This is a genomic window from Pontibacter korlensis (genome assembly GCF_000973725.1).
GTDB lineage: Bacteria > Bacteroidota > Bacteroidia > Cytophagales > Hymenobacteraceae > Pontibacter > Pontibacter korlensis.
In genome coordinates this window covers 369,412-396,352 of record NZ_CP009621.1, presented here as the reverse complement: position 1 = coordinate 396,352, position 26,941 = coordinate 369,412, and the positions used below count along the sequence as shown (strand labels likewise).

The 26,941-nt window shown below is 49.1% G+C and carries 21 protein-coding genes; 14 read left to right on the top strand and 7 right to left on the bottom strand.

The genetic code is table 11. The features are described 5' to 3' along the window. Positions 1-2 precede the first annotated feature (2 nt). From PKOR_RS01665 to PKOR_RS01610, 12 genes are all read left to right on the top strand, one after another. Positions 3-2,702, top strand: a complete 2,700-nt coding sequence (locus tag PKOR_RS01665) for an alpha-L-rhamnosidase-related protein (RefSeq protein WP_046308791.1) — start codon at positions 3-5, stop codon at positions 2,700-2,702. Between the two features lie 165 nt (positions 2,703-2,867). Continuing rightward, positions 2,868-3,632 carry a hypothetical protein gene (locus tag PKOR_RS01660; protein WP_148561606.1) on the top strand — a complete coding sequence of 255 codons (765 nt, stop codon included), beginning with the start codon at positions 2,868-2,870 and terminating at the stop codon, positions 3,630-3,632. A 317-nt stretch (positions 3,633-3,949) separates the two neighbouring features. Next, positions 3,950-5,629 (top strand): GMC oxidoreductase, encoded by a 1,680-nt coding sequence (locus PKOR_RS01655; RefSeq protein ID WP_046308789.1) that lies wholly within the window; start codon positions 3,950-3,952, stop codon positions 5,627-5,629. A gap of 158 nt (positions 5,630-5,787) precedes the next feature. Then, positions 5,788-7,254 (top strand): Gfo/Idh/MocA family protein, encoded by a 1,467-nt coding sequence (locus tag PKOR_RS01650; protein WP_046308788.1) that lies wholly within the window; start codon positions 5,788-5,790, stop codon positions 7,252-7,254. Positions 7,255-7,315: 61 nt separating this feature from the next. After that, positions 7,316-7,879: a gluconate 2-dehydrogenase subunit 3 family protein gene (locus PKOR_RS01645; protein WP_046308787.1), complete on the top strand. Its 564-nt coding sequence runs from the start codon at positions 7,316-7,318 to the stop codon at positions 7,877-7,879. Between the two features lie 177 nt (positions 7,880-8,056). After that, entirely contained in the window at positions 8,057-9,214 is a 1,158-nt protein-coding gene (locus PKOR_RS01640; protein WP_046308786.1) for a Gfo/Idh/MocA family protein, read from the top strand. A 10-nt stretch (positions 9,215-9,224) separates the two neighbouring features. After that, positions 9,225-10,280: a sugar phosphate isomerase/epimerase family protein gene (locus PKOR_RS01635; RefSeq protein ID WP_046308785.1), complete on the top strand. Its 1,056-nt coding sequence runs from the start codon at positions 9,225-9,227 to the stop codon at positions 10,278-10,280. Between the two features lie 34 nt (positions 10,281-10,314). Continuing rightward, positions 10,315-10,800: a c-type cytochrome gene (locus tag PKOR_RS01630; protein WP_046308784.1), complete on the top strand. Its 486-nt coding sequence runs from the start codon at positions 10,315-10,317 to the stop codon at positions 10,798-10,800. 2 nt (positions 10,801-10,802) lie between these two features. After that, positions 10,803-11,555, top strand: a complete 753-nt coding sequence (locus PKOR_RS01625; RefSeq protein ID WP_046308783.1) for a 3-keto-disaccharide hydrolase — start codon at positions 10,803-10,805, stop codon at positions 11,553-11,555. A gap of 34 nt (positions 11,556-11,589) precedes the next feature. Beyond that, positions 11,590-12,849, top strand: a complete 1,260-nt coding sequence (locus PKOR_RS01620) for a nucleoside permease (RefSeq protein WP_046308782.1) — start codon at positions 11,590-11,592, stop codon at positions 12,847-12,849. Positions 12,850-12,866: 17 nt separating this feature from the next. Beyond that, a complete protein-coding gene (locus PKOR_RS01615) occupies positions 12,867-13,760 on the top strand; it encodes a hydroxypyruvate isomerase family protein (RefSeq protein ID WP_046308781.1) in 894 nt (297 codons plus the stop codon). Positions 13,761-13,826: 66 nt separating this feature from the next. Then, a complete protein-coding gene (locus PKOR_RS01610) occupies positions 13,827-14,693 on the top strand; it encodes a sugar phosphate isomerase/epimerase family protein (RefSeq protein ID WP_046308780.1) in 867 nt (288 codons plus the stop codon). 95 nt (positions 14,694-14,788) lie between these two features. Here the strand turns inward: PKOR_RS01610 and PKOR_RS01605 are convergent, their stop codons facing one another. The 6 genes from PKOR_RS01605 to PKOR_RS01580 all read right to left on the bottom strand — a co-directional run bounded on the left by PKOR_RS01605 (position 14,789) and on the right by PKOR_RS01580 (position 24,152). Next, positions 14,789-15,235 carry a DUF2892 domain-containing protein gene (locus tag PKOR_RS01605; protein ID WP_046308779.1) on the bottom strand — a complete coding sequence of 149 codons (447 nt, stop codon included), beginning with the start codon at positions 15,233-15,235 and terminating at the stop codon, positions 14,789-14,791. Positions 15,236-15,391: 156 nt separating this feature from the next. Continuing rightward, the gene (locus PKOR_RS01600; protein WP_046308778.1) at positions 15,392-16,693 is read right to left on the bottom strand and encodes a sugar MFS transporter; all 1,302 of its coding nucleotides are present in this window, start codon (positions 16,691-16,693) and stop codon (positions 15,392-15,394) included. Between the two features lie 193 nt (positions 16,694-16,886). Beyond that, the gene (locus tag PKOR_RS01595) at positions 16,887-18,164 is read right to left on the bottom strand and encodes an MgtC/SapB family protein (RefSeq protein WP_046308777.1); all 1,278 of its coding nucleotides are present in this window, start codon (positions 18,162-18,164) and stop codon (positions 16,887-16,889) included. Between the two features lie 93 nt (positions 18,165-18,257). Next, positions 18,258-19,529, bottom strand: coding sequence for a TolC family protein (locus tag PKOR_RS01590; RefSeq protein WP_235337121.1), 1,272 nt, complete (start codon positions 19,527-19,529; stop codon positions 18,258-18,260). A gap of 122 nt (positions 19,530-19,651) precedes the next feature. After that, positions 19,652-22,753 carry an efflux RND transporter permease subunit gene (locus tag PKOR_RS01585; protein WP_046308775.1) on the bottom strand — a complete coding sequence of 1,034 codons (3,102 nt, stop codon included), beginning with the start codon at positions 22,751-22,753 and terminating at the stop codon, positions 19,652-19,654. 265 nt (positions 22,754-23,018) lie between these two features. Continuing rightward, positions 23,019-24,152: an efflux RND transporter periplasmic adaptor subunit gene (locus PKOR_RS01580; protein ID WP_046308774.1), complete on the bottom strand. Its 1,134-nt coding sequence runs from the start codon at positions 24,150-24,152 to the stop codon at positions 23,019-23,021. Between the two features lie 195 nt (positions 24,153-24,347). Between PKOR_RS01580 and PKOR_RS01575 the strand changes: the two genes are divergently transcribed. Beyond that, positions 24,348-24,695, top strand: coding sequence for an MGMT family protein (locus tag PKOR_RS01575; RefSeq protein ID WP_046308773.1), 348 nt, complete (start codon positions 24,348-24,350; stop codon positions 24,693-24,695). 68 nt (positions 24,696-24,763) lie between these two features. On the opposite strand, the gene PKOR_RS01570 is transcribed toward PKOR_RS01575, so the two are convergent. Then, positions 24,764-25,333, bottom strand: a complete 570-nt coding sequence (locus PKOR_RS01570) for a DUF1579 family protein (RefSeq protein WP_046308772.1) — start codon at positions 25,331-25,333, stop codon at positions 24,764-24,766. 482 nt (positions 25,334-25,815) lie between these two features. Here PKOR_RS01570 and PKOR_RS01560 point away from each other — a divergent pair, with 482 nt between their 5' ends. Then, the gene (locus tag PKOR_RS01560; protein WP_046308770.1) at positions 25,816-26,922 is read left to right on the top strand and encodes a sensor histidine kinase; all 1,107 of its coding nucleotides are present in this window, start codon (positions 25,816-25,818) and stop codon (positions 26,920-26,922) included. Positions 26,923-26,941: the final 19 nt, after the last annotated feature.

Genomic DNA, 26,941 nt, shown 5'->3' with positions numbered 1-26,941 from the left:
TCATGAATCGTATCACCCTTAAGTCAAGTATACTCTTTTCATTACTCGCACTGGGAGCCTGTAGATCGCAGCAACCTGGAGCAGAAGTTAACAGTGGTGCCATTTGGCAGTCGGAGGCCTACGCCATTTACCCTGATAGTGTAGTGCAGGGCGAGCATGTGGCACGGGTAGTTTCCCGCACAGAGCTAATAACTGATTACAAAAGCCCTGCTAATGCATTTCAGAGCCCACGCATCAAGTTTAAGTTTGCTATCAACGGCCGCGACAACGAAATGAAGTCTGGCGTAGACCATCACTTCAATTGCCTTGGCGGTGACTGCCAGACACCTGTTATCACGTTTGGGCAACAGTTCAACGATCAGACTCAAATACCAAACGATGTATACCTGGCTCCGAACACCAAGATGACCGTTCGCCTGGATATGCGCCCGATGCTGCGGGCCTTTGAAAAGGAGGGGGCTTATACTACACCTACCGGTGATAGGATCTACAAGGAAGACTTTAAAGGGATATACATTGCCGGAGGCACCGCGCCACTTAACTGGGACTTTAGCAACCTGGGCGGTAATGAGAGCTTTAAACTAAAGGACCCGGACGGTGACGGCATCTATGAAATTACCCTCACGCTTAATGCCCCTGGAGACGATAAGTCCACTGCTACGCACTGGAAGCTAACAAAGGATATATCCGCTTTTCCGCAGTATACCTCAAATTACCCGATCGTAGATGCCCTCTACAATATGGCCCTGGAGGAGATGCAGATGGACATTGAGCCGGACAGTACTTTCAGAACTGGAAAGGAATGGGCTGGCGTTTGGACACGTGACATTAGCTATAGCATTATACTTGGCATGGCCCAGCTTCAGCCGAAAGTGTCTATGTACAGCCTGATGCGGAAGGTAAAAGATGGCCGCATTGTACAAGATACAGGTACAGGCGGCGCTTACCCGGTTTCTACAGACCGCATGGTGTGGGCAGTGGCTGCCTGGGAAGTATACAAAGCCACCGGAGATCAGAAGTGGCTTCGTGAAACCTATGCCATCATTAAGAAATCGCTGGAAGAGGATTATAAGAACGCCTACAATACAGAAACTGGTATGGTGCGTGGGGAGTCATCCTTCCTGGATTGGCGCGAGCAAACCTACCCACTCTGGATGCAGCCTGCTGATATCTATGAGTCGGAGAACCTGGGCACAAACGCTGTGCATTACCAGGCAAATATAGCGGCAGCACAAATGGCAGAGCTGCTAAACGACAGCGAAGGAGCAGCCAAGTTCAGAAAGGTAGCCGAAGGTATAAAAGAAGGCATGAACAAGCTCCTGTGGCAGGCAGAGAAAGGCTACTACGGACAGTACCTGTACGGCCGCAACTATAAAATTCTGTCGCTTAGAGCAGAGGCTTTGGGTGAGGCACTGAGCGTACTGTATGGTGTGGCTGATGAAGCGCGTCGTAAAACAGTGGTAGCCAGCACACCTGTAACAGACTATGGCACACCGAGCATCTATCCACAGATTCCGGGCATACCGCCTTACCATAACAACGGCATCTGGCCTTTTGTGCAAGCCTACTGGAGCCTGGCAGCAGCTAAAGCTGGCAACGGAGAGGCACTTGCCGAAAGTATAAGTGCCATTTATCGCCCGGCCGCACTTTTCCTGACAAACAAAGAGAACTTTGTCTCTAGCAATGGCGACTATGCCGGAACACAAATCAACTCCGACAGGCAGCTTTGGAGCGTAGCTGGTAACCTAAGCATGGTGTACAAAGTGTTCTTTGGCATGGATATGCAGGTAGACAAGATGGTGTTGAAGCCGTTTGTGCCAAAAGCTTTTGCAGGAGAGCGCAAGCTCTCCAACGTTAAGTACAGAAACGCAATCCTGAACTTGGAAATGAGCGGCTTTGGTAATGAGATAAAGTCTATCACTATGGATGGCAAGTCATTGGAAAGAGCCGAAATTCCAGGTGACCTGACAGGCAGCCACACCATCAAGATTGAACTGGCTAACAATGAAACTGGAGGAAAGTATAACCACACTGCATACTATACTTCTCCGGATATGCCTAAGGTAACCTATGCTGCTGGTAAACTCACCTGGCCAGCCGTAGAGGGTGCTGTTGCTTACCAGGTCATCAGGAACGGTGAAGAACTGGAGAAAACAGAAAGCACCAGCCTGGCGGTTGAGGCCAACAGTTATGCAGAGTATATGGTGCTGGCAATTGATGCAAACGGCGTAACCTCTTTCGGAAGCGAACCAGTGGTAGTCGTGCCAGACAAGTATAAGCTTGTGTATGAACTGGAGAAATCTGCTCCCAAAGCTCGCCTTCCGTACCGCGATTTTTCCGGAACAGGCTTTGTCGAGATCAGTAAAAAGCAAAACACAAGTATAAAAGTGGAAGTTGCTGTACCTGAGGATGGGGTGTATGCCATAGACTTCCGCTATGCCAACGGCAACGGACCGATAAACACAGAAAACAAAGCTGCTATCCGTACCCTGAAGAAAGGTAGCGAATTTATTGGCACCATTGTGCTGCCTCAGCGTGGCACCGACGAGTGGAACAACTGGGGCTTTACGAATGCCGTGGAGGTGTCTCTGAAGAAAGGAAAGCACACCCTGTCACTAACCTTTGAGCCACACAACGAGAACATGAACGGCGAGATAAACCAGGCGATGGTAGATTATATGCGTGTGGTGAAAATCAAGTAGGGGAAATAGACACCAGTATTTAGAAGAGGGTCTGCAAGCTTAGTTTGCAGACCCTTATTTATTTGTAGGCACTGCCTGACATTAGAAGACATGGCAAAGGGTGCCAATTTTCAGATGGTTTCGTATAAGGAGAATTTTCTGGACCTTCACAAAAAAAGCATCTGTATGCACCTACATTTTACTCAACTCGGTATCAGAAGGCTGGTGTTTTTCTCCGTGCTTTTGCTGCTGATATTTTGCCGTACCGCACAGGCACAGGTAATGTACACAGGCGGCTCTAACCTGCAGTTACTGTATGGCCGTCACCTGAACCAGTCTGGTGACATGGCTACTATAACCTTTGAGCACTTCGGCATGAGAGGGGCTTTTGAGCACTTTGGCTTTGCCGATCTCTCCAATAATGTAAGTCTGCAGAGCCCCGCACTCTATGCTGAGTGGTACCCTAAGGTGAGCCTGAGTCGTGCCACGGGTAGTGAGGTAAGACTTGGGCCTGTAAACGATGTGCTATTGGGAGGAGGTGTGAACGTACTCTTTGGTGGCACCGAAGACTTTTTTGTGTACCTGCTGGGGCCAGCTTTTAAATTTGCGCTGCCTGGGCAAGGCTTACTACAGCTTGAAACATATTACTACAAGCAGCATGGCTCTGAGTATAACGGCACGTTCCAGATAACCCCTAGCTGGGATGTAAAGCTGCCGGCATCGGAGATAATTCATCTGCGGTTCCGGGGCTTTATGGACTTTATAGGAGACCGCGGCCCGGGTGCCGCACAATACCTCACCCAGCCTCAGCTCTTCCTGGATTTAGGTAACCTGAAGGGCAAGCCCGGTAGAGTATACGCCGGTACTGAGTGGCGCTACTGGCATAACGTTGTGGGACTGCGCGACGTGAACGAGTCTATCCTACAGGTCAATCTGCTGTTCCAGCTATAAGGTTTTACAAGTATAACCGTTGTCCCTCATCAGCTACACCTACATGTTTTAGTAGGATGTGTTACTGCATTCACTAAGGTTAAATTGATGTTTACCCACCTATTAGTAATCTTTTAGAAGAAATTGATAATAAATTACCTGAAAAACTGATCGCTCACTTGGTTTTATGTAAGCGATCAGATATATTGATTTCTGATAAATTATGTACCCACAGTTGGGCCTTGTTCACGGAGACAGTTTTGAATCTCCAGATAGCTTGCCCAGCGGTAATGCGCTTTATTCAATAGATACTTTAGTTAAGAATTCACCCTTATTTTATGGCGGAAAACGTATATGACGCGATTGTTGTAGGCTCAGGTATATCTGGTGGCTGGGCGGCAAAAGAGCTTTCAGAAAAAGGTTTAAAAACCATCATGCTGGAGCGTGGTCGAAACATAGAGCACGTGAAAGATTATGTAAATGCAAACAAGCACCCCTGGGATTTCCCGCACCGCGGACGTCGTACACAGCAGATGATTGAGGACTATCCTGTTCTGAGACGCGATTACCCGCTACAGGAAACAAACCTCGAGTACTGGGTAAACGAAAAGGAAAGTCCTTATACAGAGGTGAAACGCTTTGACTGGTTCCGTGGCTATCACGTTGGTGGCCGCTCACTTATGTGGGGGCGCCAAAGCTACCGCCTGAGCGATCTGGACTTTGAGGCCAACGCCAAGGATGGTATAGCTGTTGACTGGCCTATCCGCTACAAAGATCTGGCACCTTGGTACAGCTATGTAGAGAAGTTCTCTGGCATCAGTGGCTCTAAGGATGGCATTCCACACCTGCCAGATGGTGACTTCATGCCTCCGATGGACATGAACTGTGTGGAGAAAGATGTTGCCAAGCGCATACAGGACCACTACAAAGGCAATCGCCACATGATTATTGGCCGTGTAGCCAATATCACGCAGCCACATCATAACCGCGTAAACTGCCAATACCGTAACAAATGTTGGTTAGGCTGTCCGTTTGGTGGATACTTCAGTACACAGTCTGCGACATTGCCTGCAGCAATGGCTACTGGTAACCTGACGCTTCGTCCTTTCTCCATCGTTACAAAAGTAATCTACGACAAAGACACCAAGCGTGCAAAAGGGGTGGAGGTATTGGATGCTGAAACCAACCAAACCTACGAGTACTTTGCTAAGGTAATCTTCCTGAATGCCTCTACACTAAACACGACCTGGATACTGATGAACTCTGCCACCGATGTATGGGATGGCGGCTTAGGTAGCAGCAGCGGCGTGCTTGGCCATAACCTGATGGACCACCATTTCCGTGTGGGCGCCTCCGGAGAGGTAGAGGGCTACGAAGATAAATACTATTACGGCCGTCGTCCGAACGGTATCTATATTCCTCGTTTCCGCAATATCAACGGCGAAAAGCGTGACTACATCCGAGGCTTTGGCTACCAGGGTAGCGCTGGCCGCGAAGGCTGGAGCCGTGAGATTGCTGAGATGAACATTGGCGGTGAACTGAAGGATGCGCTTAGCGAACCAGGAAAATGGACAATGGGTATCACTGCCTTTGGAGAAACCCTGCCTTACCACGAAAACAAGGTTACGCTCGATAAAAACACGAAAGACAAGTGGGGCTTGCCTGTACTTGCCATCGATGCCGAGATCAAGGAGAACGAGAAGAAGATGCGTATTGACATGATGGAGGATGCCAAGGAAATGCTGGAGCAGTCAGGTCTGAAGAACGTGAACACCTTCGACGCAGGCTATGCTATGGGGCAAGGTATCCACGAAATGGGTACGGCACGTATGGGACGTGATCCTAAATCGTCGGTACTGAACGCGAATAACCAGGTGTGGGATGCTCCAAACGTGTACATCACCGATGGTGCAGCCATGACCTCAGCAGGTTGCCAGAACCCGTCGCTTACTTACATGGCACTTACTGCCAGAGCAGTAGATCACGCTGTTGGCGAGCTGAAGCGTCAGAATATATAAGTATGCTGCCGGTGCTTCCCTAAAAGAGTGCAGGCAACCATAAACACAACTTAAAGTATAGAAAGGCTTTCTGTGGGAGTACATGCTGCTGCAGGGCCTTCTATACTTTATGCTGCTTAAAGTCATTCTTTCCTTTACCCATATTATCACAGAAAGCTATGTCTGAAAAAGAAAACCAATCTTCTCTTAGAGATTCCAGAAGGAATTTCATGAAAATGGGTGCCCTGGCTGCGGCAGGTTTCTTTATTGTACCACGCCATGTGCTAGGCAAAGGGTATGTTGCTCCAAGCGATAGATTGGTAGTGGCAGGTATAGGTGTCGGTGGGATGGGAGGCAACGACGTGAACGGTGTCTTCAACAGCGGTAAAGCTGATATCGGCTTTCTCTGCGATGTAGACGATAGAAGGGCAGAGAAAGCAAGGCAAAAATTTACTAACGCCAAATATTATAAAGACTGGCGTGAGCTTTTCGAAAAAGAGGCAAAGAACTTCGACGCTGTAACGGTATCAACACCAGACCACAACCATGCAGTGGTAGCCATGGCTGCCATGCAGCTGGGCAAACACGTGTATGTGCAGAAACCGCTAACGCACGATATTTATGAGGCCCGTATGCTTACCGATGCTGCCAAGCGCTACAAGGTAGTTACCCAAATGGGCAACCAGGGGGCATCCGGAGATGGTGTGCGGCAGCTGCGCGAGTGGTATGATTCCAAAGCTATTGGCGATGTGCATACGGTATACTGCTGGACTAACCGACCGGTGTGGCCGCAGGGCATACCATGGCCCGCAGCAAAGGCAGAGGTGCCCAAGGAGCTGGACTGGAACCTGTGGCTTGGAACTGCTCCCTACACCGATTACGTGGAGAAACTTGTGCCATTTAACTGGCGCGGTTGGTGGGACTACGGTACAGGTGCTTTAGGCGATATGGGCTGTCATATTGTGGAAGCGCCTTTCAGCGTGCTTAACCTGAAGTATGCCCAGGATGTGCAGGCGAGTGTAGGCAGCGTGTATGTAGATGAGTTTAAGCGGGGATATTTCCCGGAAAGCTGTCCTCCTTCCAGCCACGTTACACTAACCTTCCCTAAAACAGATAAAACCAAAGGTCCGGTAACTGTACATTGGATGGACGGCGGCATACAGCCTGCGCGACCTGAAGAGCTGGAACCCGGTGAGGTGTTTGGTGACGGTGAAAACGGTGTTCTCTTTGTGGGCACAAAAGGTAAAATGATGGCAGGCTGCTATGCAGAAAACCCTCAGCTCTTGCCAACAAGCCGCACAAACAGTTTTCAGGTAAAAGACAAGCATAAGCTTGCACGTGTTCCGGGTAGTGCGAAAGGCCACTACAACCAGTGGGTGGAGGCCTGTATGGCAGGGCACGGTAACAAAGAGGTTAGCTCACCTTTCGAGGTTGCTGGTCCATTAACAGAGGCTCTGCTTATGGCTAACCTTGCTATTCGCGGCATTGATATTCGTGTACCAAAGACAAACGGCGAAGGCTATAATTATCCTGGCCGCGATATTAAACTGCTTTGGGATAACGAGCAGATGCGCGTGACCAACTTTGACGAAGTAAACAAATTTGTAAAACGGGATTACCGTGCAGGCTGGACCTTAGGCGTATAGCCTGAGCATCTTACCTGCCGCAAAGTATAATCAAGATAAAAACCGCTGTTAAGTATAGATTATGAACAGAAGAGAAGCATTAAGTGCTGTAAGCTGGATACTGGGAGGTGCCCTGGTAAGCGCCGACCTGTTGGTATCCTGCACGTCCAAATCACCTAAGGTAAACGATCTTTTCAACCAGGACCAGGTAGCTTTCCTGAACGAGGTAGGGGATACCATCCTGCCTGCCACCAGCACGCCAGGTGCCAAGGCAGCTGATGTGGGTAGCCTGATGGCTGTCATGGTACAGGATTGCTATACCAAAGAGGATCAGGATATTTTTATTGAAGGTATCTCCAAAATTGATGAGGAAAGCGAGGAGATGTTCGGCAAGAAGTTTCTGAAGCTGGATGCAAAGCAGCGTACTGCCCTGCTTACCGCTATAGATAAAGAGCAGAGAGAGTACATGGCCACTAAAAAGCCGGAAGAGCCTAACCATTATTTCCGCATGATGAAAGAACTGACAATGTTCGGTTTCTTCACATCTGAGGTAGGTGCAACACAAGCCTTGCGCTATGTAGAGGTACCAGGCAGGTATGATGGCTGTATGCCTTACAAAAAAGGAGACAGAGCCTGGGCAACCTAAGCCTTTACCACACCGGCTGCACCTGTGCTTTTCTTCCAGATACAGAGGAAGGGGTGCAGCTGTCAAAATTTAAATTAACCTTTAGGAGGTTTAAGTATTAAAACCATAGAGGTATTTTTATATTTGAATTGACTATTGAACGTACTCCTGCCGGGAGTTGAACTATATAACTATAGCATGTCTGATAAATTACGTTTAGGTATGATTGGCGGTGGACAAGGAGCCTTTATTGGGGCCGTTCACCGAATTGCAGCGCAAGTAGACGGCGCCTATGAACTTGTTTGTGGCGCTTTTAGCAGTAATCCCGAAAAGTCTAAAGCCAGTGGCCTTGAGCTGGGGCTGCAGCCGGAGCGGGTGTATACTTCCTACAACGAGTTGTTTGAGAAGGAGCTGCAGTTGCCAGAGAATGAAAGAGTACAGGTTATCAGTATTGTAACTCCAAACCACGTGCACTTCGAGCCAGCCAAATTAGCGCTGGAAAAGGGGTTTCATGTGGTGCTGGACAAGCCAATGACCTTTACACTGGAAGAAGCTCTTGAGCTGCGCAAAGTAGCAGAAGCCTCTGGTAAGCGCTTTTGCCTGACGCATACCTACACAGGCTATCCTATGGTGAAAGAGGCGCGGCAGGTAGTAGCCTCAGGTAAGCTGGGCAAAATCAGAAAAGTATATGTAGAGTACCCACAAGGGTGGCTGAGCAAGTTTGAGGAGGGAGGCGATAACAAGCAGGCCTCCTGGCGAACTGACCCTAGCAAAAGCGGTAAAGCAGGTGCCATGGGCGATATTGGGACGCATGCCTTCAACTTAGCTGAATATGTGAGCGGCCTGTCAGTAACTAAGCTGTGTGCCGATCTTAACATTGTGGTGGAAGGTCGCCAACTAGATGATGATGGCGCAGTGCTACTAAAGTTTGACAACGGTGCCAGCGGCGTTTTGATGGCTACACAGATTGCTGCAGGCGAAGAGAACAATGTGAAGATACGAGTTTACGGTGAGCATGGCGGAGTTGAGTGGCAGCAGAGCGACGAGAACACTCTTTTGGTGAAATGGCTCGACAAACCAGCCGAGATCTGGCGCACCGGAGGCGGCTATGTGAGTTCTTACGCACAACACAATACCCGCACTCCTGCAGGTCATCCAGAAGGCTACCTGGAGGCATTTGCAAACCTATACCGCAACTTCGCTCTATGTGTTAAGGCAGATCTGGCAGGAGAGGAGCCTAAGGCAGAGTGGCTGGATTACCCAGGCGTGGAAGAAGGTGTACGTGGTATGGCCTTCATTGAGAACGTGATAGCCTCCGGACGGTCTGAGCAGAAATGGATCAACTTTAGCCTATAAACCATATACTATGAATACGATCAAAGGACCAGCAATATTCATCGCACAATTCATTCAGGATCAGGCACCGTTCAACAGCCTGGAGTCAATATGTAAATGGGCTAAGGGCCTGGGCTATGAAGGTGTACAGCTCCCAACAACTGATTCCCGCTTTATAGACCTGCAGAAAGCAGCCGAGAGCAAAACATACGCCGACGAGATTAAGGGCGTGGTGCAGGAGGCTGGGCTACAGATTACAGAGCTATCCACACACCTGCAGGGGCAGCTGGTGGCCGTGCACCCGGCTTATGACACACTGTTCGACGGATTTGCACCGGAGGCTTACCGCAACAACCCTAAAGCAAGACAGGAGTGGGCGGTGCAGCAGCTTAAGTATGCAGCCAAAGCCTCTCAGAACCTGGGGCTAAGCGCCAGTGTCACCTTCAGTGGGTCCCTGCTTTGGCCTTACGTGTACCCGTGGCCACAGCGCCCGGCGGGCCTGGTAGAGGCTGGCTTCAAGGAGCTGGGCGACCGTTGGCTTCCTATTCTGAATGAGTACCAGAATTGCGGCGTGGACCTGTGCTATGAGATACACGCGGGCGAGGACCTACACGACGGGATCTCTTACGAGATGTTCCTCGACCAGGTGAACCAGCACCCAAGCGCTTGTCTGCTTTACGACCCGTCGCACTTTATACTTCAGTCGCTGGACTACCTGGAGCACATAGACATCTACCACGAGCGCATCAAGATGTTCCATGTTAAAGACGCCGAGTTTAACCCATCGGGCAGACAGGGCGTCTATGGCGGTTACCAGGGTTGGGTAAACCGCGCCGGCCGTTTCCGCTCTCTAGGAGACGGACAGGTAGACTTCAAAGCAGTTTTCAGCAAGCTTACGCAGTACGACTTTAAAGGCTGGGCTGTGTTGGAGTGGGAGTGCGCTCTGAAGCACCCAGAAGACGGTGCCCGTGAAGGAGCCCCTTTCATTAAAGATCATATTATCCGGGTAACAGAAAGAGCTTTCGACGACTTTGCCGCTTCCGGTATTGATGAAAGCAAAAACCGAAACGTACTTGGATTATCATAAAAGACTACACAATACACGAATTACTCTTAAACTAATGAAAAAGAATTTACTGCTACTAAGCTGCCTGGCCTTTGTAATGGCCTGTAACAATGCATCAGAAACAACAGAAGATGGTGCGTACAGCGCTGATAGTGAAATGGACTCAACATCTGGTGCTGCTGTAAGTGCTTCTACCAGGCAGTCGGAGGTAGACACCAACCGCATGGACATTGGCAACGACCGCACCGCCGGAGGAGCCGAAGCTGTTGGCGGGCAGGGTAACTATGAGAAAGGCGCTAAGCTGATCGCTATGTCAGACTGCCTTAGCTGCCACCAGGAAGACAAGAAACTGGTAGGGCCTTCTTATGTAGAGGTCGCTGAGAAGTACGAGTTCAACGATAAGAACGTGGATTACCTGGCAGAGAAAATCATCAAGGGAGGTGCCGGTGTATGGGGGCAGATTCCAATGACGTCTCACCCAGACCTTAGCCAGGACGACGCCAAAGAAATGGCCAAGTATGTACTATCTCTAAAGAAGTAAGCATGAAGAAACATATTCTCTCTGTTTTAGCCCTGGCAGCTTTGTTTTCCTGCCAGTCGGGTAATACAGAAAACGAGGCTGCGGCGACAGAAGCTGAAACTACTGAAAACAGTGCCACAGACAATGAGGAATGGGTTTCTCTTTTCGACGGGGAGACGACCAATGGCTGGCACACCTATGGCAAAGATTCTGTTGGCAGAGCCTGGGTGGTAGACGATGGAGCCCTGCACCTGGATGCTTCTAACAAGAAAGACTGGCAAACCAGTGACGGTGGAGACATTGTAACAGAAGAAACATATGATAACTTCCACCTGCAGCTAGAGTGGAAGGTAGCCAAGAACGGGAACAGCGGCATTATATTTTATGTGCAGGAAGACACAGCACAGTATGACTACACCTGGAACACAGGTCTGGAAATGCAGGTGCTTGACAATGAAGGCCACCCTGACGCTAAAATACACAAGCACCGTGCCGGCGACCTTTACGACCTGATAGCCAGCAGCCCTGAAACCGTGAAACCGGCAGGAGAGTGGAACCAGGTGGAGATCATCAGCAACAATGGACAATTGGTGTTCCACCAGAACGGCCAGAAAGTGCTGGAAACTACCCTGTGGGACGACAACTGGCGTGAGTTAGTAGCCAACAGCAAGTTTGCCGACATGCCTAACTGGGGCACTTTCCGTTCCGGAAAGATCGCTCTGCAGGACCACGGTGACAACGTGTGGTACCGCAACATTCGCATAAAACGACTCTAAGCCTTATTATCGCACAACCTTAAACACAGCAAACATGAATTCGGTGATCCGCATTAAACTTTCTATCATGATGTTCCTGGAGTTCTTTATCTGGGGCGCATGGTTTGTAACGCTAGGTACCTACCTGCTTACTAATCTGGAGACTTCTGCCACACAGGTAGGTGTAGCCTTTCTTACACAGTCTATTGGAGCTATTGTAGCACCATTTATCATTGGCTTGATAGCGGACCGCTTCTTTCCGGCACAGCGTATTCTTGGTGTGCTGCACCTGTTAGGTGCTGCTTTGCTGTGGTATGCCTCTACGGCACCAGACTTCGATAGCTTTTATCCGGCTATTTTGGTGTACATGATCTTGTACATGCCAACACTGGCATTGGTTAACTCTGTGTCGTTCCGCCAAATGCAGAACCCAAGCAAAGAGTTTCCGCCAATTCGTGTGCTTGGTACGCTGGGCTGGATTATCGCTGGCCTTACCATCGGGTGGCTGAACTGGGAGCAAAACGGTAGCCTGGACCTTACTTTCCGTATGGCCGCTATTGCTTCTGCTATTCTTGGTGTGTTCAGCTTTACGCTGCCTAACACACCTCCTGTAAAAGCCGGTGGTACAACCTCTCTTGGTGATATCCTGGGGCTGGAGGCGATCGGGCTTCTGAAAAACCGCTCTTACCTGACGTTCTTCCTTTCCTCAGTTGCCATCTGTGTGCCGTTGGCTTTCTATTACAACTTTACTAATCCATTCCTCAACGAACTGGGTATGGAGTCTGCCGCAGGTAAGCAGTCAATGGGACAAATGTCTGAATTGCTGTTTATGTTGCTGATGCCATTCTTCTTCGTGCGCCTGGGTGTTAAGAAAATGCTGGCCATAGGTATGTTTGCCTGGGTGCTTCGCTATACTTTCTTTGCCTTCGGCGATGTGGATACAAGCTACTGGATGCTTATTGGTGGTATCATACTACATGGTATCTGCTACGACTTCTTCTTTGTAACAGGCCAGATTTATACAGATAACCTAGCTGGTGAGCGCTTCAAAAGTGCTGCTCAGGGTATGATCACACTGGCAACTTATGGTGTTGGTATGCTTATAGGCTCTTTGCTTTCAGGTATGATTGTGGATGCCTATACTTTGACCGATGGCCATGACTGGCAGACTATTTGGTTGATTCCTGCTGGTATCGCAGGAGCTGTATTGCTCATCTTCCTGCTTGTTTTCCGTGACAGAAACACGACAAAACCAGCTGATAACACAGCTTACAATCAGACGCCTGAGCAGCGCCAGGTTGGTAGTGTATCTTAATTAATAACGTATTGCTTATGGCGCCCTCAAACAAACGTCGGACTACTTTAAAAGGCCTGCTGGCTGGAACCGCTGCGCTTACTACTGCAGGTATGCTTCCTTCTTTGGCAGCCTGCGCACAGGATAAAGCCACTGCTGCAGTGCCACTGAAGGGAAATGTGAACCACTCCGTGTGTCGCTGGTGCTTTAATGACCTGTCGGTAGAGGAGCTGTGCGTGGAGGCCAAAAAGATAGGAATAAAAGGCATTGACTTGGTAGGTCCGAAAGACTGGCCTGTGCTTAAAAAGCATGGGCTGGAGTCTACCATGTGCAACGGTGCCGAAATAAACCTGGAAGATGGCTGGAACGATAAGCAGTTTCATGCCCAGCTCATCAAAAACTACTCAGACATGATTCCGCAGGTGGCGAAGGCAGGCTACAAGAACCTGATCTGCTTCAGTGGAAACAAGCGTGGCAAGAGTGATGAGACAGGCTGGAACAACTGTGTAGAAGGGCTGAAGAAGATAATGCCTCTGGCCGAGAAGCATAAGGTAACTTTGGTGATGGAGCTGTTAAACAGCAAGGTAGATCACAAAGATTACCAAGCCGACACCACTGCCTGGGGAGTAGAACTGGCTAAGCGGTTAGGTTCTGAGAACTTCAAGCTGCTCTACGACATTTACCACATGCAGATTGACGAAGGCGACGTGATCCGCACTATTCGTAACAACCACCCCTACATCGCACACTACCATACAGCTGGTGTACCAGGTAGGCACGAGATAGACGAGACACAAGAGCTTTACTATCCTGCTATCATGAAGGCCATCGTAGAGACAGGGTTCAAAGGGTATGTTGCCCAGGAGTTTATACCTGTGCAGCCAGACAAGATAGCCTCTCTCAAAGAAGCAGTCCAGCTATGCGACGTATAGTCAAACTTGAATTTTAAACCAGTAACAGTTTTCTCTCTAAATAAATTAACCTCAAGAAAACCATAGATGACAACAAGAAGAAATTTTCTGCAGCAGGCAAGCTTACTGACAGCAGGTGTACTTCTGGTACCAAGCTGCGTAATGGCTAAGGCAAATCAGAACGTAGGTATACAGCTTTACACTTTGCGCGAGCAACTGCCTAAGGATGTGCAAGGGGTTATTGGTAAAGTTGCTAAGGCCGGATACAAAGAGGTCGAAACCTATGGCTATTCTAAAGAAAATGGTTTCTGGGGTTTAACTCCCAAAGAGTTCTCTCAGCTGCTTAAGAAGAATAAACTAACCACACCTAGTGGCCACTTTGGTTTTGATGCCTACATAAGCGGTAAAGATGAGGACCTGCAGTCTTACATAGAAGCGGCTAAGGCTGTGGATATGAAGTATATTATAGTGCCTTATCTGGGCGAGAACCTGCGTCAGACGGCCGGTGATTACCGCCACGTGGCTCAGCGCCTTTCTAAGGCAGCAGAGGAGTGTAATGCGGCTGGTTTAACTTTGGCTTACCACAACCACGACTTTGAGTTTAAGAACCTGGGCGATACGACTGGATACGATATCCTGCTATCAGAGACCGATCCTAATCTTGTCAAGTTTGAGCTGGACCTTTACTGGGTAGTTCGCGCTGGTCTGGATCCGGTAAAGCTGTTTAAGGAAAACGAAGGTAGATTTGAGCTGTGGCACGTGAAAGACATGGACAAGTCTACTCCTACCATCAATACAGAAGTAGGCTCAGGCTCCATCAACTTCAAAGAGATTTTCAATAACGCTAAAGTAGCAGGAGTGAAACATATACTGGTGGAGCAGGAAAACTTCTCCAAAGATCCTTTCCAGAGTATAACCCAGAGTTATACTTATGTAAAAGAAAATCTGCTGTAGAATTTCTTAAAAATTTGCGAGGCTGGTTATTACGAAAGTTCGTGATGGCCAGCCTCGTTTTTATTTTAAACAGGAAAGGGGGCATGTGTCAGGCATCAAGACCTGATGACGTTTAGTACGCCTTCCGGCATTGTAGCACCAAGCACCCTGTTAAAATCTCCTCTTAGGGCCTTCAAGGCATAACGTTCTTCCTCAATCTCCTTTCTTGTCCTAAACCCAAGCCTCCGCAGTATAGGCAATGGTGGGCACCACCCTTGTAACCCATGTTGCAGGAGGAAAGAAGCTACAAGGCCTGGCAAAACAAACCATCGCTTGTCTTTTTTTGCTCCCAGTGCCAGGCCGGTTAAACTAAGTACAGATGCCTTCACTGCCATTACCCGCTCCATATCCCACTCTTTATCCAGCTCCTTTAGCCGGTACTCTATGGCTTCGGGGCCGTCATATCCATAGCGGTCTAAGTTGTCTAAGGTTTGCCTGTCTGTCTCTTGGTTCACGGCATCTGTAGTGCTCTGCTTGGTACGTCCTAGTTGAATTTTGTTCATGCTATTCGTTTTTCTTAAACTATACGGCATGAGTTTGATAGGGATGGATAGTGGAGGTAAGAGCTCTGCCAGGACATGTTTGGGGCCAGCTATAAAAAGGCAATGCCCCGCTTGTAGGCGGGGCATTGCTAGTATGTTTTAGAAATGTTAAAGCTTTTAAACCTTACGGCCCACTTTATGTCCTGCAGTAGAGTAGAACCAGATGAACAGGTAGCATGGCACCATGATCCAATAAGCCTGCTGCGAGTTCCAAACATCGGCCAGGGCTCCATAGATAAGCGGTACTACCGCTCCACCTGCAATGCCCATCACCAGTAAGGATGAAGCTGCCTTTGTAAAGCGGCCTACACCGGCCAAAGCCAGTGGCCAAATGGCTGGCCACATGAGCGAGTTAGCAAAACCAAGCAGTGCAATAAAAGAAACAGAGACATAGCCTGAAGTGAAGATGGCACCTAGAGAGAAAAGAACGCCCACAATAGCACAAAGCTTCAAGGCATTCTCTTGCTTAATATACTTGGGTATAGTGACAATGCCGATGACGTAGCCAATTACCATCGACACCATAGTGGCACTGGTAAAGAACTTGGCAGTCGTAAGAGGTATGCCTTGTGAGACACCGTAGCTGATAATTGAGTCGCCAGCAATTACCTCTACACCTACATACAGGAACAGTGTAAATACGCCAAGCAGTACGTGCGGGAAGTCAAATACGCTATTCTTACCAACGTTCGATGATGCTACTGCTTCATCCTCTTCATCTGTGTCAATTTCTGGTAGGCTAGACTTGTACACCCAGAAAGCCAGGATCAAAAGCACAGCTATAATGCCAATATAAGGTGGGATTACGCGAAGTGCCATCTCATTCAAGGCGGCTACTCTGTCCACCTCAGTCATACCTGCTAAATCGGAGCGAAGGTTATCTGCATTATCAAGGTGCAGGAACAAGCCCAGGATAATTGGGGCAAGTGCACCGGCAATTTTATTACAGATACCCATAATGCTGATGCGTTTGGCAGCACTCTCTGCTGGTCCTACAATCGTGATGTACGGGTTGGAAGCCGTTTGTAGAATAGCCAAGCCGCTACCCATGATAAACAAGCCAAGCAGAAACAGACCATAAATACGTGTCATGGCGGCCGGGATGAAAAGCAGGGCGCCTGCTGCCATCAAGATCAAAGCCACCGACATACCATTCTTGAACCCAAACTTCTTTAAAGTACGGGTGGAGAGAGGTGCCATCACCAGGTAAGCAATGTAGAAGGCGAAAGTCACGAAGAATGACTGAAACTTAGTTAGCTGGCAGGCGATCTCCAGGTAAGGAATCAGCAGGGAGTTTAGCCAGGTAACGAAGCCAAAAATGAAGAACAAGGCACCAATAATGGCCATGGCACTGGTACTGCCCGAGCGATTAAGCTCCGGCGAGGCAGTCGGCTTTGACTTAAGGGAGGTGTTAGACATGGTGTGGGAAATTGGGTTAAAGTAATTTGCTTTCTATAAACCGTGTGAAGCCTGAAAAAGGTCAGCTTTACTAGCTAAGCTTCTGAATGCAATATACTTTTATTTATGAGAAATTTTATGCCTTTAGCGGCTTTCTATTGATTCTTTCCCACTGCTCAGGCTGGTTGATTTAACTGTGTGATGGTTTAGTGAGTTATTGGGCAGTTAAGCTGGAAAGGAGGCTAAACTCTTCTGGCCACAGCCAAAGTACCAGCAGGCCGGCAACCAGCACAATACCAAACAGAACTGCTATTCTGCTAAAGGCAGATCGGTTCCCCAGCAGGCCGACCAAAACAGCTTTGAAGACTAAATTTGAAAGTGCAGCTACCAGAATAAGGCGCCAGCCATTGTTTAGTTCCAGGTTGCCCGTTTGCATAAGGCGCGAGGTAGATAAAGTAATAGCATCCACATCCGTTAACCCGGAAACGATGGCCACCATGTACAGGCCACTACTACCGAGTTGTTCTTTAGCAAAAGAGGTAGCAAGGATAACAGCAGCATAAATAGCTCCGAAAACTAATGCCATCTTTAGTTGCGCAGGGTTTTCCTGCTCGGGCATCTTGTCTGTTTCATCTCTTTTAAAAAAGTACATAACAGCCCCCAGCAGCAGCATCAGCAGCAGTACAGCTGCAAGTGGGGGAGCCACTGTGGCAACAGTACCTGGTGCCACTACTGCTACTTCAGTTATGATGCGTGCAAACGATACAGCTGAGGCTGTAAAGATCACAAGGGTAGCCAGGTTGCTACTCGTGTTGCTGCTGTCTTTGGTGCGGCGGGCATAACTTACCGTGGTGGCCGTGCTGGAAATCAAACCACCTAGAATACCGCCCAAGAGCGTTCCGGCTTTCTGGCCAAAGATTTTGTAGGCAAAATAACCTGAGAGGCCAATTCCTACAATCAGTACCACCATTAGCCAGATGTTGTAAGGGTTCAGTACATTATAAGGGCCGTAGGTGTCATCTGGAAGAACCGGCAGGATCACGAGCGAGATCACCACAAACTGCATGATTGCCTTTAGGTCCCTCTGCCCAATCCTTGAGATGAGGTTGTGGAGGGTGTCTTTCAGGTGAAGCAGCACAGCAACTGTGGCACCAACAGCCACGGCTACAGTCCCGCTGCCTAGTGCCAGGTAAGCTCCTATGGCGTACATGAGTAGGGCCGCCGCCTCGGTGGTTAAGCCAACATCTACATAAGGCCCTTTGCTTCTCATCAAGTTAGCCACTACTACCAGGCCTGCCAAGCTCAGTAGTCCGGCAGCAACCACCCAGCCACCAAAGTCCTGTGCCAGATAGGCTGAGATAGTGCCAAACATGGTGATGAGCGGAAACGTGCGTATCCCTGCCAGTTCTGATTGGTCATGCTGTCGTTGCAGCCCCACCAGCAGTCCTAAGCCAAGCGAAATCCCGAGTGTCTGGAATAGCTCTAACTCCATCGTATTTTGGTTGGGTACTGAAGGTACCGCCTAAAAGTATAAAAGTATAGCCGTAGCTATACTTTTATACTTAAATACATGAAGTCAGTTATCTTATAGTTGGCCTTCCTGTACCAGTGAGCTGGTGAGGCGCTTTAGCTCTACTTCTGCTGTTTTAGCCTGGTATTGGATATCGATCAGGCGGTTCGAGGCTACCAGCTCATTACGCTGTGCCTCTCTAAGTTCAATGGCTGTTAAAAGTCCAAGCTTGTATCGTTCCAGTGCGATCTCGGCGTTTTCTTGTGCTAGCTTCACGTTCACTTCCTCCAGCTCCAGAAGCTGCAGGCGGTTAGCGTATTGGCTATAAGCACGGGCAAGATCGGACTGCAGGCGGTTTTCTTCACGCTTCAGCTCCAGGTCAGCTGCCTCCAGGTTTATGCGGGCGTTCTGCGCCTGGCGGTTGATGTTAAAGCCGTTAAAAATAGGCACGCTTAACGTCAGGCCATAGTTGTATCCTCTGTTCTGGTTAAAGCGCGCCTGGAACTCGTTCAATGGCTCCGCCTCAGAGCGGCTAAAGTTATAGGCACTTGAAAAGCCAACAGTAGGGAAGCGGCTGGCGCGAACGGCCCTGATGTCAAGATGAGCCAGCTGGCGATCTAGCTGCAGGCGCTGCAACAGAGGGTTTGCAGCGTAAAGATTGCTGTTGGCTATACTGTAGTTAAGCGAAGGGTCTACTACAATACTGTCTGTTACCTCAAAGTCGATATTGGGGCTGCGGCCAAGCAACTGGTTCAGGTTGATTTTAGCATTTTGCAGCAATTCCTGCTGCAGCAGTAGCTCCGATCTGTCGGCATTGTAATCTACCTGTGCCCGCAGAATCTCTACTTTGGCACTCACGCCTACCTCATACTGTGCCTGCGCAATCTCCACGCGGGCTTCAGAAATGGCAATGGCATCCTGCAGGGCCCGTATCTTAAAAGACTGGCGTGCCACTTCATAGTAGCTGGCTGTTATATCGGCCAGGGTGTTTTCTACCGTCTGCTTTGTGAAAAGCTCTCCTGATTTCTCCAGTGTTTTCAGGCGCTCCAGGTTAATAAACATTCCTAAACCATCAAAAACCACCCAGTTCAGGTTTACGCCGTAACCTATGTTGTTAGAGCTAGCCCCTGAGCGCACTCGGTCTGGCCCTGTCTGAAACTCTTGCCTTGAGTTGTTTTCGCTAAAGTTGCGGCGGGCATTACCATCTATAGCTGGCAAAAACCCAGCATTACCCAGGGTAACGTTGTTTTCCGCAACAGCCTCCTGTTTGGTGGCAATCTGTATGTCGAAGTTGTTTTGTAGACCTATGCGGATGGCCTGTTCCAATGAAAGCTTTTCCTGGCTCAAGGCCTTACCCGGCATTAATAATGCTAGTCCTATAATAAAAAGCGCCGCGGCTCTATATGAAAACATTTATACTTGTTCTATCGCGTTAAAATCCTTTGGCTAAAATCCTTTACTGGTGCAGACTATACCTGAGCATAGGCTGCTGGCTGCTTCTTAGGCTGCTCTTCCTGCTCATCGTCGTTGCTGCCTGGTATCACGTTGGCTTCGGCAGATGAGAAATATGAGTACACCGCCGGAATCACGTAAAGTGTAAGTCCGGTTGCCAGAATCAGACCGCCTACCACGGCTATACCCATTGGCACACGGCTCTCAGCACCTGTACCTAGTGCAAGGGCAATTGGCAGGGTACCCAGGATCGTGGAGAGCGATGTCATCAGGATGGGGCGGAAGCGTGATACAGCAGCATCAGTGGCCGCCTCCAGCTTGGTAAGGCCCTCTTCCTTGCGCTGGTTGGCAAACTCTACCAGCAGGATACCATTCTTCGTTACCAGACCCACCAGCATGATCATACCAATCTGGCTAAAGATATTCAGTGTTTGGTCGAAGAACCAGAGACTGAGCAATGCACCAGAAAGGGCAAGCGGTACGGTGAACATGATGATGACCGGGTCGCGGAAGCTTTCGAACTGGGCAGATAGTGCCAGGTAAATCAAACCTAAGGCTAGCAGGAAGGCAAACATCAAACTGCCTGAGCTTTCAGAAAAGTCTCTAGACTGGCCAGTAAGGGAAGTCTGGAAAGTCTCATCCAGCACCTTATCGGCAATAGCATCCATTGCTTCTATACCGTCGCCTATGGTTTTACCTTTTGCTAGTGAGGCACTAAAAGTGGCAGCGGCAAATCGGTTAAAGCGGTATACTTGCGGCGATGCACTTTCCTCTTTCAGCTCGATCAGGTTATCTAGCTGAATTAGCTCCCCAGCACTGTTTTTAACGTACAGGCTGCGCAGGTCTAGCGGCTCACTTCGGTTTTCGCGCGCTACCTGGCCAAGGATCTGGTACTGCTTACCACCTTTTACAAAGTAGCCGAAGCGTTGGCCACTCAGGCCCAGCTGCATGGTCTGAGCAATATCGCGCACGCTCACACCCAGCGACTGTGCTTTTTCACGGTCAATCTCAACGCGCAGCTCCGGTTTGTTAAACTTCAGGTTTACGTCTACAAAGTTGAAGGTCGGATCTTGCTGTGCAGCCTCCAGGAAAGGCGGAATAATCTCGCGCAGCTTCTCCATATTTTGCGACTGCACCACAAACTGCACAGGCTGGCCAGAACCACGACCACCACCCAAGCCTTTATCGCCGGAGGCAAAGGCACGGGCTCCCGGAATCTGGTTGATCAGGGCAGGTAAACCCTCTACAATCTGCTGCTGCGTTTTATCACGCTCCTCTGGAGATACCAAACGCAGGCGAATAAAGCCTGAGTTCGAGTTTCGTGTCATGGAAGTGATGCTCGAGATGCCTTGTACCGAGTCGTTCACTAGTGCTGTCAGCTCATTCATGTACTGATCCATAAACTCGAAAGAGGCGCCCTCAGGACCAGTGGCGTTAATACGAAGTCCGCTTCTGTCCTCTTCAGGTGTCAGCTCAGATTGCAGCGTAGACATCTGCCACCAGATGGTGCCCCCTGCTACCACAATAAGTATAAACGCTACCCAACGCACACGCATAAAGCTCTCAAGGCTGCTGCGATAGCTGTTGGTAAGAGAGGTGAAGAACGGTTCTGTTTTACGGTAGAACCAGTTTGGTCTTTCTCTGCGCTTCAGGATACGCGACGACATCATAGGTGTCAGCGTGAGAGAGACAAAAGATGATATAATAACTGAGCCAGCCACTACGATACCAAACTCACGGAAAAGGCGACCTGTGGTGTCTTCCAGGAAAGCTACCGGCATAAATACTGCTGCCAGTGCTACCGTGGTGGAAATAATAGCGAAATAGATTTCGGCGGATCCTTTCTTTGCTGCCTTCATCGGCTCCTGGCCATCCTCTATACGGGTGTAGATATTCTCCAGCATGACGATGGCGTCGTCCACCACAAGACCAATGGCCAGAACGATACCCAGCAGTGTCAGTACGTTAATGGAGAAGTCCATCACGTACATGATAAAGAAGGCACCGATCAGGGACACCGGAATGGCTACAACCGGAATCAGTGTAGAGCGCCAGTCGCGCAGGAACAGGAAGATTATTACTACCACCAGGCCGAAGGCCACAAAAATAGTCTCCTGTACTTCGGCAATAGAGGCGCGAATGTACTGTGAGTTATCGAAGCCAATGGTCAGTTGAAGGTCTTCCGGAATATCCTTCTTTATGTGCTCGAGGCGTCTATAAAACTCATCTGCAATCTCAATCTGATTAGAGCCAGGCTGCGGAACGAGTACCACACCGATCATGGGGATGCCATTGTAGCGTAGCACAGTTTTCTCGTTTTCCGGAGATAGCTGAGCATGGCCAATGTCGCGGAAGCGGATCAGGCGATCTGCATCCTGTCTGATTATCAGGTTGTTGAATTCTTCAGGGGTAGAGATACGGCCCATGGTTCTAACAGAAAGCTCTGTCGTAGCACCCTCTATACTTCCTGATGGGAGCTCTACGTTCTGTCGCTGCAGGGCAGTTTGCACCTCAAGGGGCGTAACACGAAGGGCAGCAAGTTTTACCGGGTCCATCCACAGGCGCATTGCGTAGCGCTTATCACCCCAGATCATGATTTCACTTACGCCCGGAATAGTCTGCAACTGCTCCTTAAACACGTTCAGGCCTATGTCTGAGAGCTCCAGCAGCGAGCGCACCTCACTTCGGATACCCAGGAAGAGGATAGGGTTGGCGTCGGCGTCGGCCTTTTCCACGGTAGGTGGCTCAGCATCCTCTGGCAGCCTGCGCTGTGCTCTGGATACACGGTCGCGCACGTCGTTGGCAGCTGTTTCCAGGTCTACATCCAGGTTAAACTCTACGGTAATGTTACTGTTGCCCTCGCTACTGCTAGAGGTAAGGGTTCTGATACCTGCAATACCGTTTATGGACTCCTCCAGCGGCTCTGTAATTTCAGATTCAATGGTTTCGGCATTGGCGCCCGTGTAGGTAGTCCGGACACTAACAATAGGAGGGTCTACGCTTGGATACTCCCGCACGCCCAGGTACGTAATGCCGATGAAGCCGAAAACTATAATCGTGATACTCATCACGATGGCCAGCACGGGGCGTCTGATACTTATATTTGATAAACTTGCCATATAGTCTTTACTGTGTTCTGGTGCAGGAGCTATGTGGTTTAAAAGTGCTAAACTCTTTTAGCCGTTTCCTGACCTCTTGTTGAGCGTGTGTAAGTTTGTTTTCTGCATCGCTTCAGTCTTCCCCTGCTTATCCTCTAATCTGATGCTGCAGGTGCAGTAGGTTACTTCATGTTGGTCCTCTGTTCCATTTGGCTACTCCTGTGTATTTTGCTGCAATAGCTTGTTAGCCAAAGGTATAAACGTTTTTAGCGCTTGGTTAGCGTTCTTATCCTGCTGTTTCCTCTGTTCCTGATTGTGTCGTGTTTGGTGTCGCCAATACTTCCTCGGCAGACTGCACTTTACGGATGTTCAGTTTAGAACCATCCCGCACTTGCAGGATACCGGAGCGGATGATTGTATCGCCTGGTGTGACACCCTCCATAATCTGGATCAGGGTCTCTGAGCGTTGCCCTATTTTAACCATCTTTGGCACTGCTTTCCCGTTTTTGGCCAGGTATATCTTATGACCAGTAGCCTCTGGGATGATGGCTTCTGTCGGGATAAGTATGGCATCGTCAGACTCTTTCAGGGCAAGGCTCACGTTAACAAAGGCTCCTGGTTTTACCTCCTGGTTTTTGTTATCAAAGAGGGCACGAATCTGAAGGGTGCGGGTAGTAGGGTCGATGTTCGGTTGTATAGCGTAGATGGAGGCCTGGTACGTTTCCGGGTTACCTTCTACCGTGAAACTGATTTTGTCGCCTTGCTTTACCTGCTGGCTGTGACGGCCCGGAATGGCAAAGTCTATTTTTACAGGGCTTACGTCCACAATACGGGCAATAGGCGTGGTGGCTGATACATAGCTACCTTCACTCACTTGTCGCAGGCCAATTACACCGTCAAAAGGAGCTCTAACATAGGCTTTGGCCATTGTAGCCTTCAGGGCCTGTATGTCGGCAGTGGCGGTAGCCAGTTGATTGCTTACCTGGTCGTACTCCTGCGCACTGATATACTCCTTCTCCAGGAGGGTGCGCTGGCGTTCTTCCATCTCGCGGTACAACTTTTGGTTAGATTCCAGCTTTTGCAGCTGCGCGCGCAGATCGGCATCGTTCACGGTTAAAAGCAACTGGCCCTTACGCACACGGCTACCTTCCTCGAAATTTATACCTGTTACTCGTCCTGCAATCTCACTGCGAAGCTCTACGTCCTCGTTAGGCAATACTGTGCCTGTAGTGGTAATCCTGTTCTGGAAAGCACTCGGTGAAACAACGTATACATCCACGGCTACCTGCTGCGCCATTGGGCCTCCGCCACCATCGGCTCTAGCGATCTTCTCTGGTTCAGCCGGGAATTGCTTGTAAACAAAGTAGCCTATGGCCGTAACGGCTACAAGAATCAGAATAGTTTTTAAGGTTTTGTTCATTTGTGTTTTAACACAGGTTAAAATTTCAAAGTACCCGTTACATTAGCTTGGTGGTAACGGGGCGGAAGTAGGATGCAGCTTTAAATATACAGCCAATATTGCCTACTGTAAAAGTTACCGTAAATTAAACGCTACAAACAGGCTTATTTAAAAGACAGAAAACAATAGTGAAGGTTTAAACAGTAAAGACCTAAAATGGCAAAAAAAGATAGCAAGGAGAATTTCTTCCAGAATGTATATGAGGTGGTGCAGCTGATACCCCGGGGACGAGTTACTTCTTACGGTGCCATTGCCAGCTACTTGGGGGCAAAAGGCTCGGCCAGGATGGTAGGATGGGCGTTGATAGCAGCACACCCTTTTTCTGCTTCGCAGGTGCCTACACACCGGGTTGTGAACCGAAACGGCATGCTAACGGGAAAGCAGCACTTTGAGGGTGCAAATGCCATGCAGGAGCGGCTGGAGCAGGAGGGAGTACGCGTGGAGAATGATAAGGTCGTAAACTTTGATAAGCTTTTCTGGGATCCTCAAAAGGAGCTGCTTTAAAAAGAAATCCCCTGCCAGTACAGTGTTTCATAACTGCTGGCAGGGGAGAGTAGGGTTGTTGTTTTAAATTATAGGCCAGCTGTGCGCTGCGGTGCGTAGTAGTCCTGGCTATGGATTAAATAATTGCCTTCCTCATCCATGGTGCGGACAATTTTGAGCAGCATTCCTTCTGGCAGGAACAGGTACACATACTCTTGGCTGTTCACATCGCCTTTCTTCAGGCCGTCTACAGGTGCTAAAGTAATGGCGTTGTACTCTGGGTGCCACTGCCCAACCAGTAAAGTGGTGTTGTTGCTAAGCTCATCTGCCTGTATCAGCTCAAATCTGGATTTGGCTTGGGAATACCCCAGGAAGCATTCGCGGTGGCGGTAAGAACCATCTGGCTGCATGACATCTGTCTTCTCATGCAAGTAGCTGCCTTGATGAGCGTTGCTAACGCTGGCCTTGCCCGTAGCCTGGTAGTAGGTTTTGCTTTCGGGTTGCCAGGCATAGTGGCTTACCAGCCAGTTACCGGCAATTTTGCGGAGAAGTAGATTTGCTTCAGCTGAGGTAATTGCTCCCTGCTCTTGGGCCATGGTGACAGGTGCGGCTACTGCCAGCAGCACCGCTGCCAGTACAGAAACAATAAATTTTTTCATAGTTTTATGTGATTTGGTGTAGTAATGCATTGCTGCCCATAACTTTTTTGTGTCTGAGTAGCAGTATAAAGATAAAGAAGAAGGCAGGAAGGTTGCTTGTGTTATAGACAAACTGGAAAAACGATTATACTTAAGCTTGTTTTGTTGGTATTAGCGGAGTTTGCGCTGGTGAAAGTGCCGATGAACGTAGTTAAATACTTGATAATAAGCGTAGATATAGTGGTTGTTGAATGGAAAGTTGCTGTGCGCCAGCTAGAAAGGGAGGTTAAATATCAATAAGTTCCGCTCCACTAGAGAGTTGTATGTGTTTGCCACTTTTTCTGATATAATGCTCAATACAGAACAGATTCGAAAATAAACTATTCTGTTGATGATAGCTGTTGAGGTGGTATAAATTGCCGCTAAGCATCAGCAGCTCGCCATCGGTCTAAAACAATAGGACGTTAAGCAGTGGGCTGTAACAGAAAGTATACCTTTGTATCATGGAAGTAAAGTTGAGTACCGTCAGTACGTTTGAAACCGGCGCCACCTGGAGTTTACCTGAGGTGCGTAACGTTACGCAGAACCGTATGCTGCTGCATCTGGCCTTCTGGACGGTGTATGTTGTATTCTTCGGCCTGCTGTATGGCAGTTACATCGACGACTACTATAATGCGTTTATGGTGGAGTTGGTGGAGCTTCCTTTTAAAATGGGGCTGGTATACTTTAACATGTATTACCTGATGCCTCGTTATCTGCTGCAGAAGCGTTACCTGGAGTTTTTTGTGTACTTGCTGCTGCTGATGGGGGCAATTGCCGGTTTGATGCAGTTTGTGCTGCTGCCCTTCCTTATCCATCCGATTTTCTGCCCTACCACCTGTACCGAAGACAGCCTGACCATGGTGCGTTTCGTGAAGAACATCGTTAACATCAACTATGTGGTGGCCATTACGGCGGTTATTGCGCTCCTGAAGCATTGGTACAGCCATCAGCAGGCGGCACGCAACCTGACACAGGACAAGCTGGAAGCAGAGCTAAAATTCCTGAAAGGACAGGTGCATCCACACTTCCTGTTTAACACACTTAACAGCCTTTACTCGCTTACGCTGAAGAAGTCTGACAAAGCTCCGGAGGTAGTGCTGAAGCTGTCGGGCCTGATGGACTACATGCTTCATGATGCCAATGCGGCCATGGTACCACTGGACAAGGAGCTGGAGTATATTAAAAATTACATCGCCCTGGAGCAGGTAAGGTATGGGGAGCGCGTGGAGGTGCAATTTTCTGCCACCGGAAGTATAGCGGGTAAGCAGATCGCTCCTATGATGCTGCTGCCATTTGTGGAAAATGCTTTCAAACACGGCGTAAGCACCGAAACGCATGATGCCTGGATACGGATAGATGTGAAGGTGACAGATGAGAAACTGGTACTTCTCGTAGAGAATTGCAAATGTGCAGAGAGAGCCAGTAAATCTTCCCGCGATCTGGCTTCTGGTATTGGCCTTAAGAACCTGCAGCGCCGCCTGGAGCTGCTATATGAGGGCCGTTACGAGCTAGAGGTGGAGGACGAGCCGGATAGCTATGCAGCCAGGTTAGAAATCATTTTTGAATAGCACATCCAATTGCTCTAAG

Excerpts from the sequence above, each read along its gene's own strand:
- PKOR_RS01580 (WP_046308774.1), bottom strand. The coding sequence starts at position 24,152 with ATGAACAAAACCTTAAAAACTATTCTGATTCTTGTAGCCGTTACGGCC.
- PKOR_RS01560 (WP_046308770.1), top strand. The coding sequence starts at position 25,816 with ATGGAAGTAAAGTTGAGTACCGTCAGTACGTTTGAAACCGGCGCCACC.
- PKOR_RS01635 (WP_046308785.1), top strand. The coding sequence starts at position 9,225 with ATGAATACGATCAAAGGACCAGCAATATTCATCGCACAATTCATTCAG.
- PKOR_RS01645 (WP_046308787.1), top strand. The coding sequence starts at position 7,316 with ATGAACAGAAGAGAAGCATTAAGTGCTGTAAGCTGGATACTGGGAGGT.
- PKOR_RS01610 (WP_046308780.1), top strand. The coding sequence starts at position 13,827 with ATGACAACAAGAAGAAATTTTCTGCAGCAGGCAAGCTTACTGACAGCA.
- PKOR_RS01595 (WP_046308777.1), bottom strand. The coding sequence starts at position 18,164 with ATGGAGTTAGAGCTATTCCAGACACTCGGGATTTCGCTTGGCTTAGGA.
- PKOR_RS01575 (WP_046308773.1), top strand. The coding sequence starts at position 24,348 with ATGGCAAAAAAAGATAGCAAGGAGAATTTCTTCCAGAATGTATATGAG.
- PKOR_RS01660 (WP_148561606.1), top strand. The coding sequence starts at position 2,868 with ATGCACCTACATTTTACTCAACTCGGTATCAGAAGGCTGGTGTTTTTC.
- PKOR_RS01655 (WP_046308789.1), top strand. The coding sequence starts at position 3,950 with ATGGCGGAAAACGTATATGACGCGATTGTTGTAGGCTCAGGTATATCT.
- PKOR_RS01665 (WP_046308791.1), top strand. The coding sequence starts at position 3 with ATGAATCGTATCACCCTTAAGTCAAGTATACTCTTTTCATTACTCGCA.
- PKOR_RS01640 (WP_046308786.1), top strand. The coding sequence starts at position 8,057 with ATGTCTGATAAATTACGTTTAGGTATGATTGGCGGTGGACAAGGAGCC.
- PKOR_RS01615 (WP_046308781.1), top strand. The coding sequence starts at position 12,867 with ATGGCGCCCTCAAACAAACGTCGGACTACTTTAAAAGGCCTGCTGGCT.
- PKOR_RS01630 (WP_046308784.1), top strand. The coding sequence starts at position 10,315 with ATGAAAAAGAATTTACTGCTACTAAGCTGCCTGGCCTTTGTAATGGCC.
- PKOR_RS01600 (WP_046308778.1), bottom strand. The coding sequence starts at position 16,693 with ATGTCTAACACCTCCCTTAAGTCAAAGCCGACTGCCTCGCCGGAGCTT.
- PKOR_RS01650 (WP_046308788.1), top strand. The coding sequence starts at position 5,788 with ATGTCTGAAAAAGAAAACCAATCTTCTCTTAGAGATTCCAGAAGGAAT.
- PKOR_RS01620 (WP_046308782.1), top strand. The coding sequence starts at position 11,590 with ATGAATTCGGTGATCCGCATTAAACTTTCTATCATGATGTTCCTGGAG.
- PKOR_RS01585 (WP_046308775.1), bottom strand. The coding sequence starts at position 22,753 with ATGGCAAGTTTATCAAATATAAGTATCAGACGCCCCGTGCTGGCCATC.
- PKOR_RS01625 (WP_046308783.1), top strand. The coding sequence starts at position 10,803 with ATGAAGAAACATATTCTCTCTGTTTTAGCCCTGGCAGCTTTGTTTTCC.
- PKOR_RS01570 (WP_046308772.1), bottom strand. The coding sequence starts at position 25,333 with ATGAAAAAATTTATTGTTTCTGTACTGGCAGCGGTGCTGCTGGCAGTA.
- PKOR_RS01605 (WP_046308779.1), bottom strand. The coding sequence starts at position 15,235 with ATGAACAAAATTCAACTAGGACGTACCAAGCAGAGCACTACAGATGCC.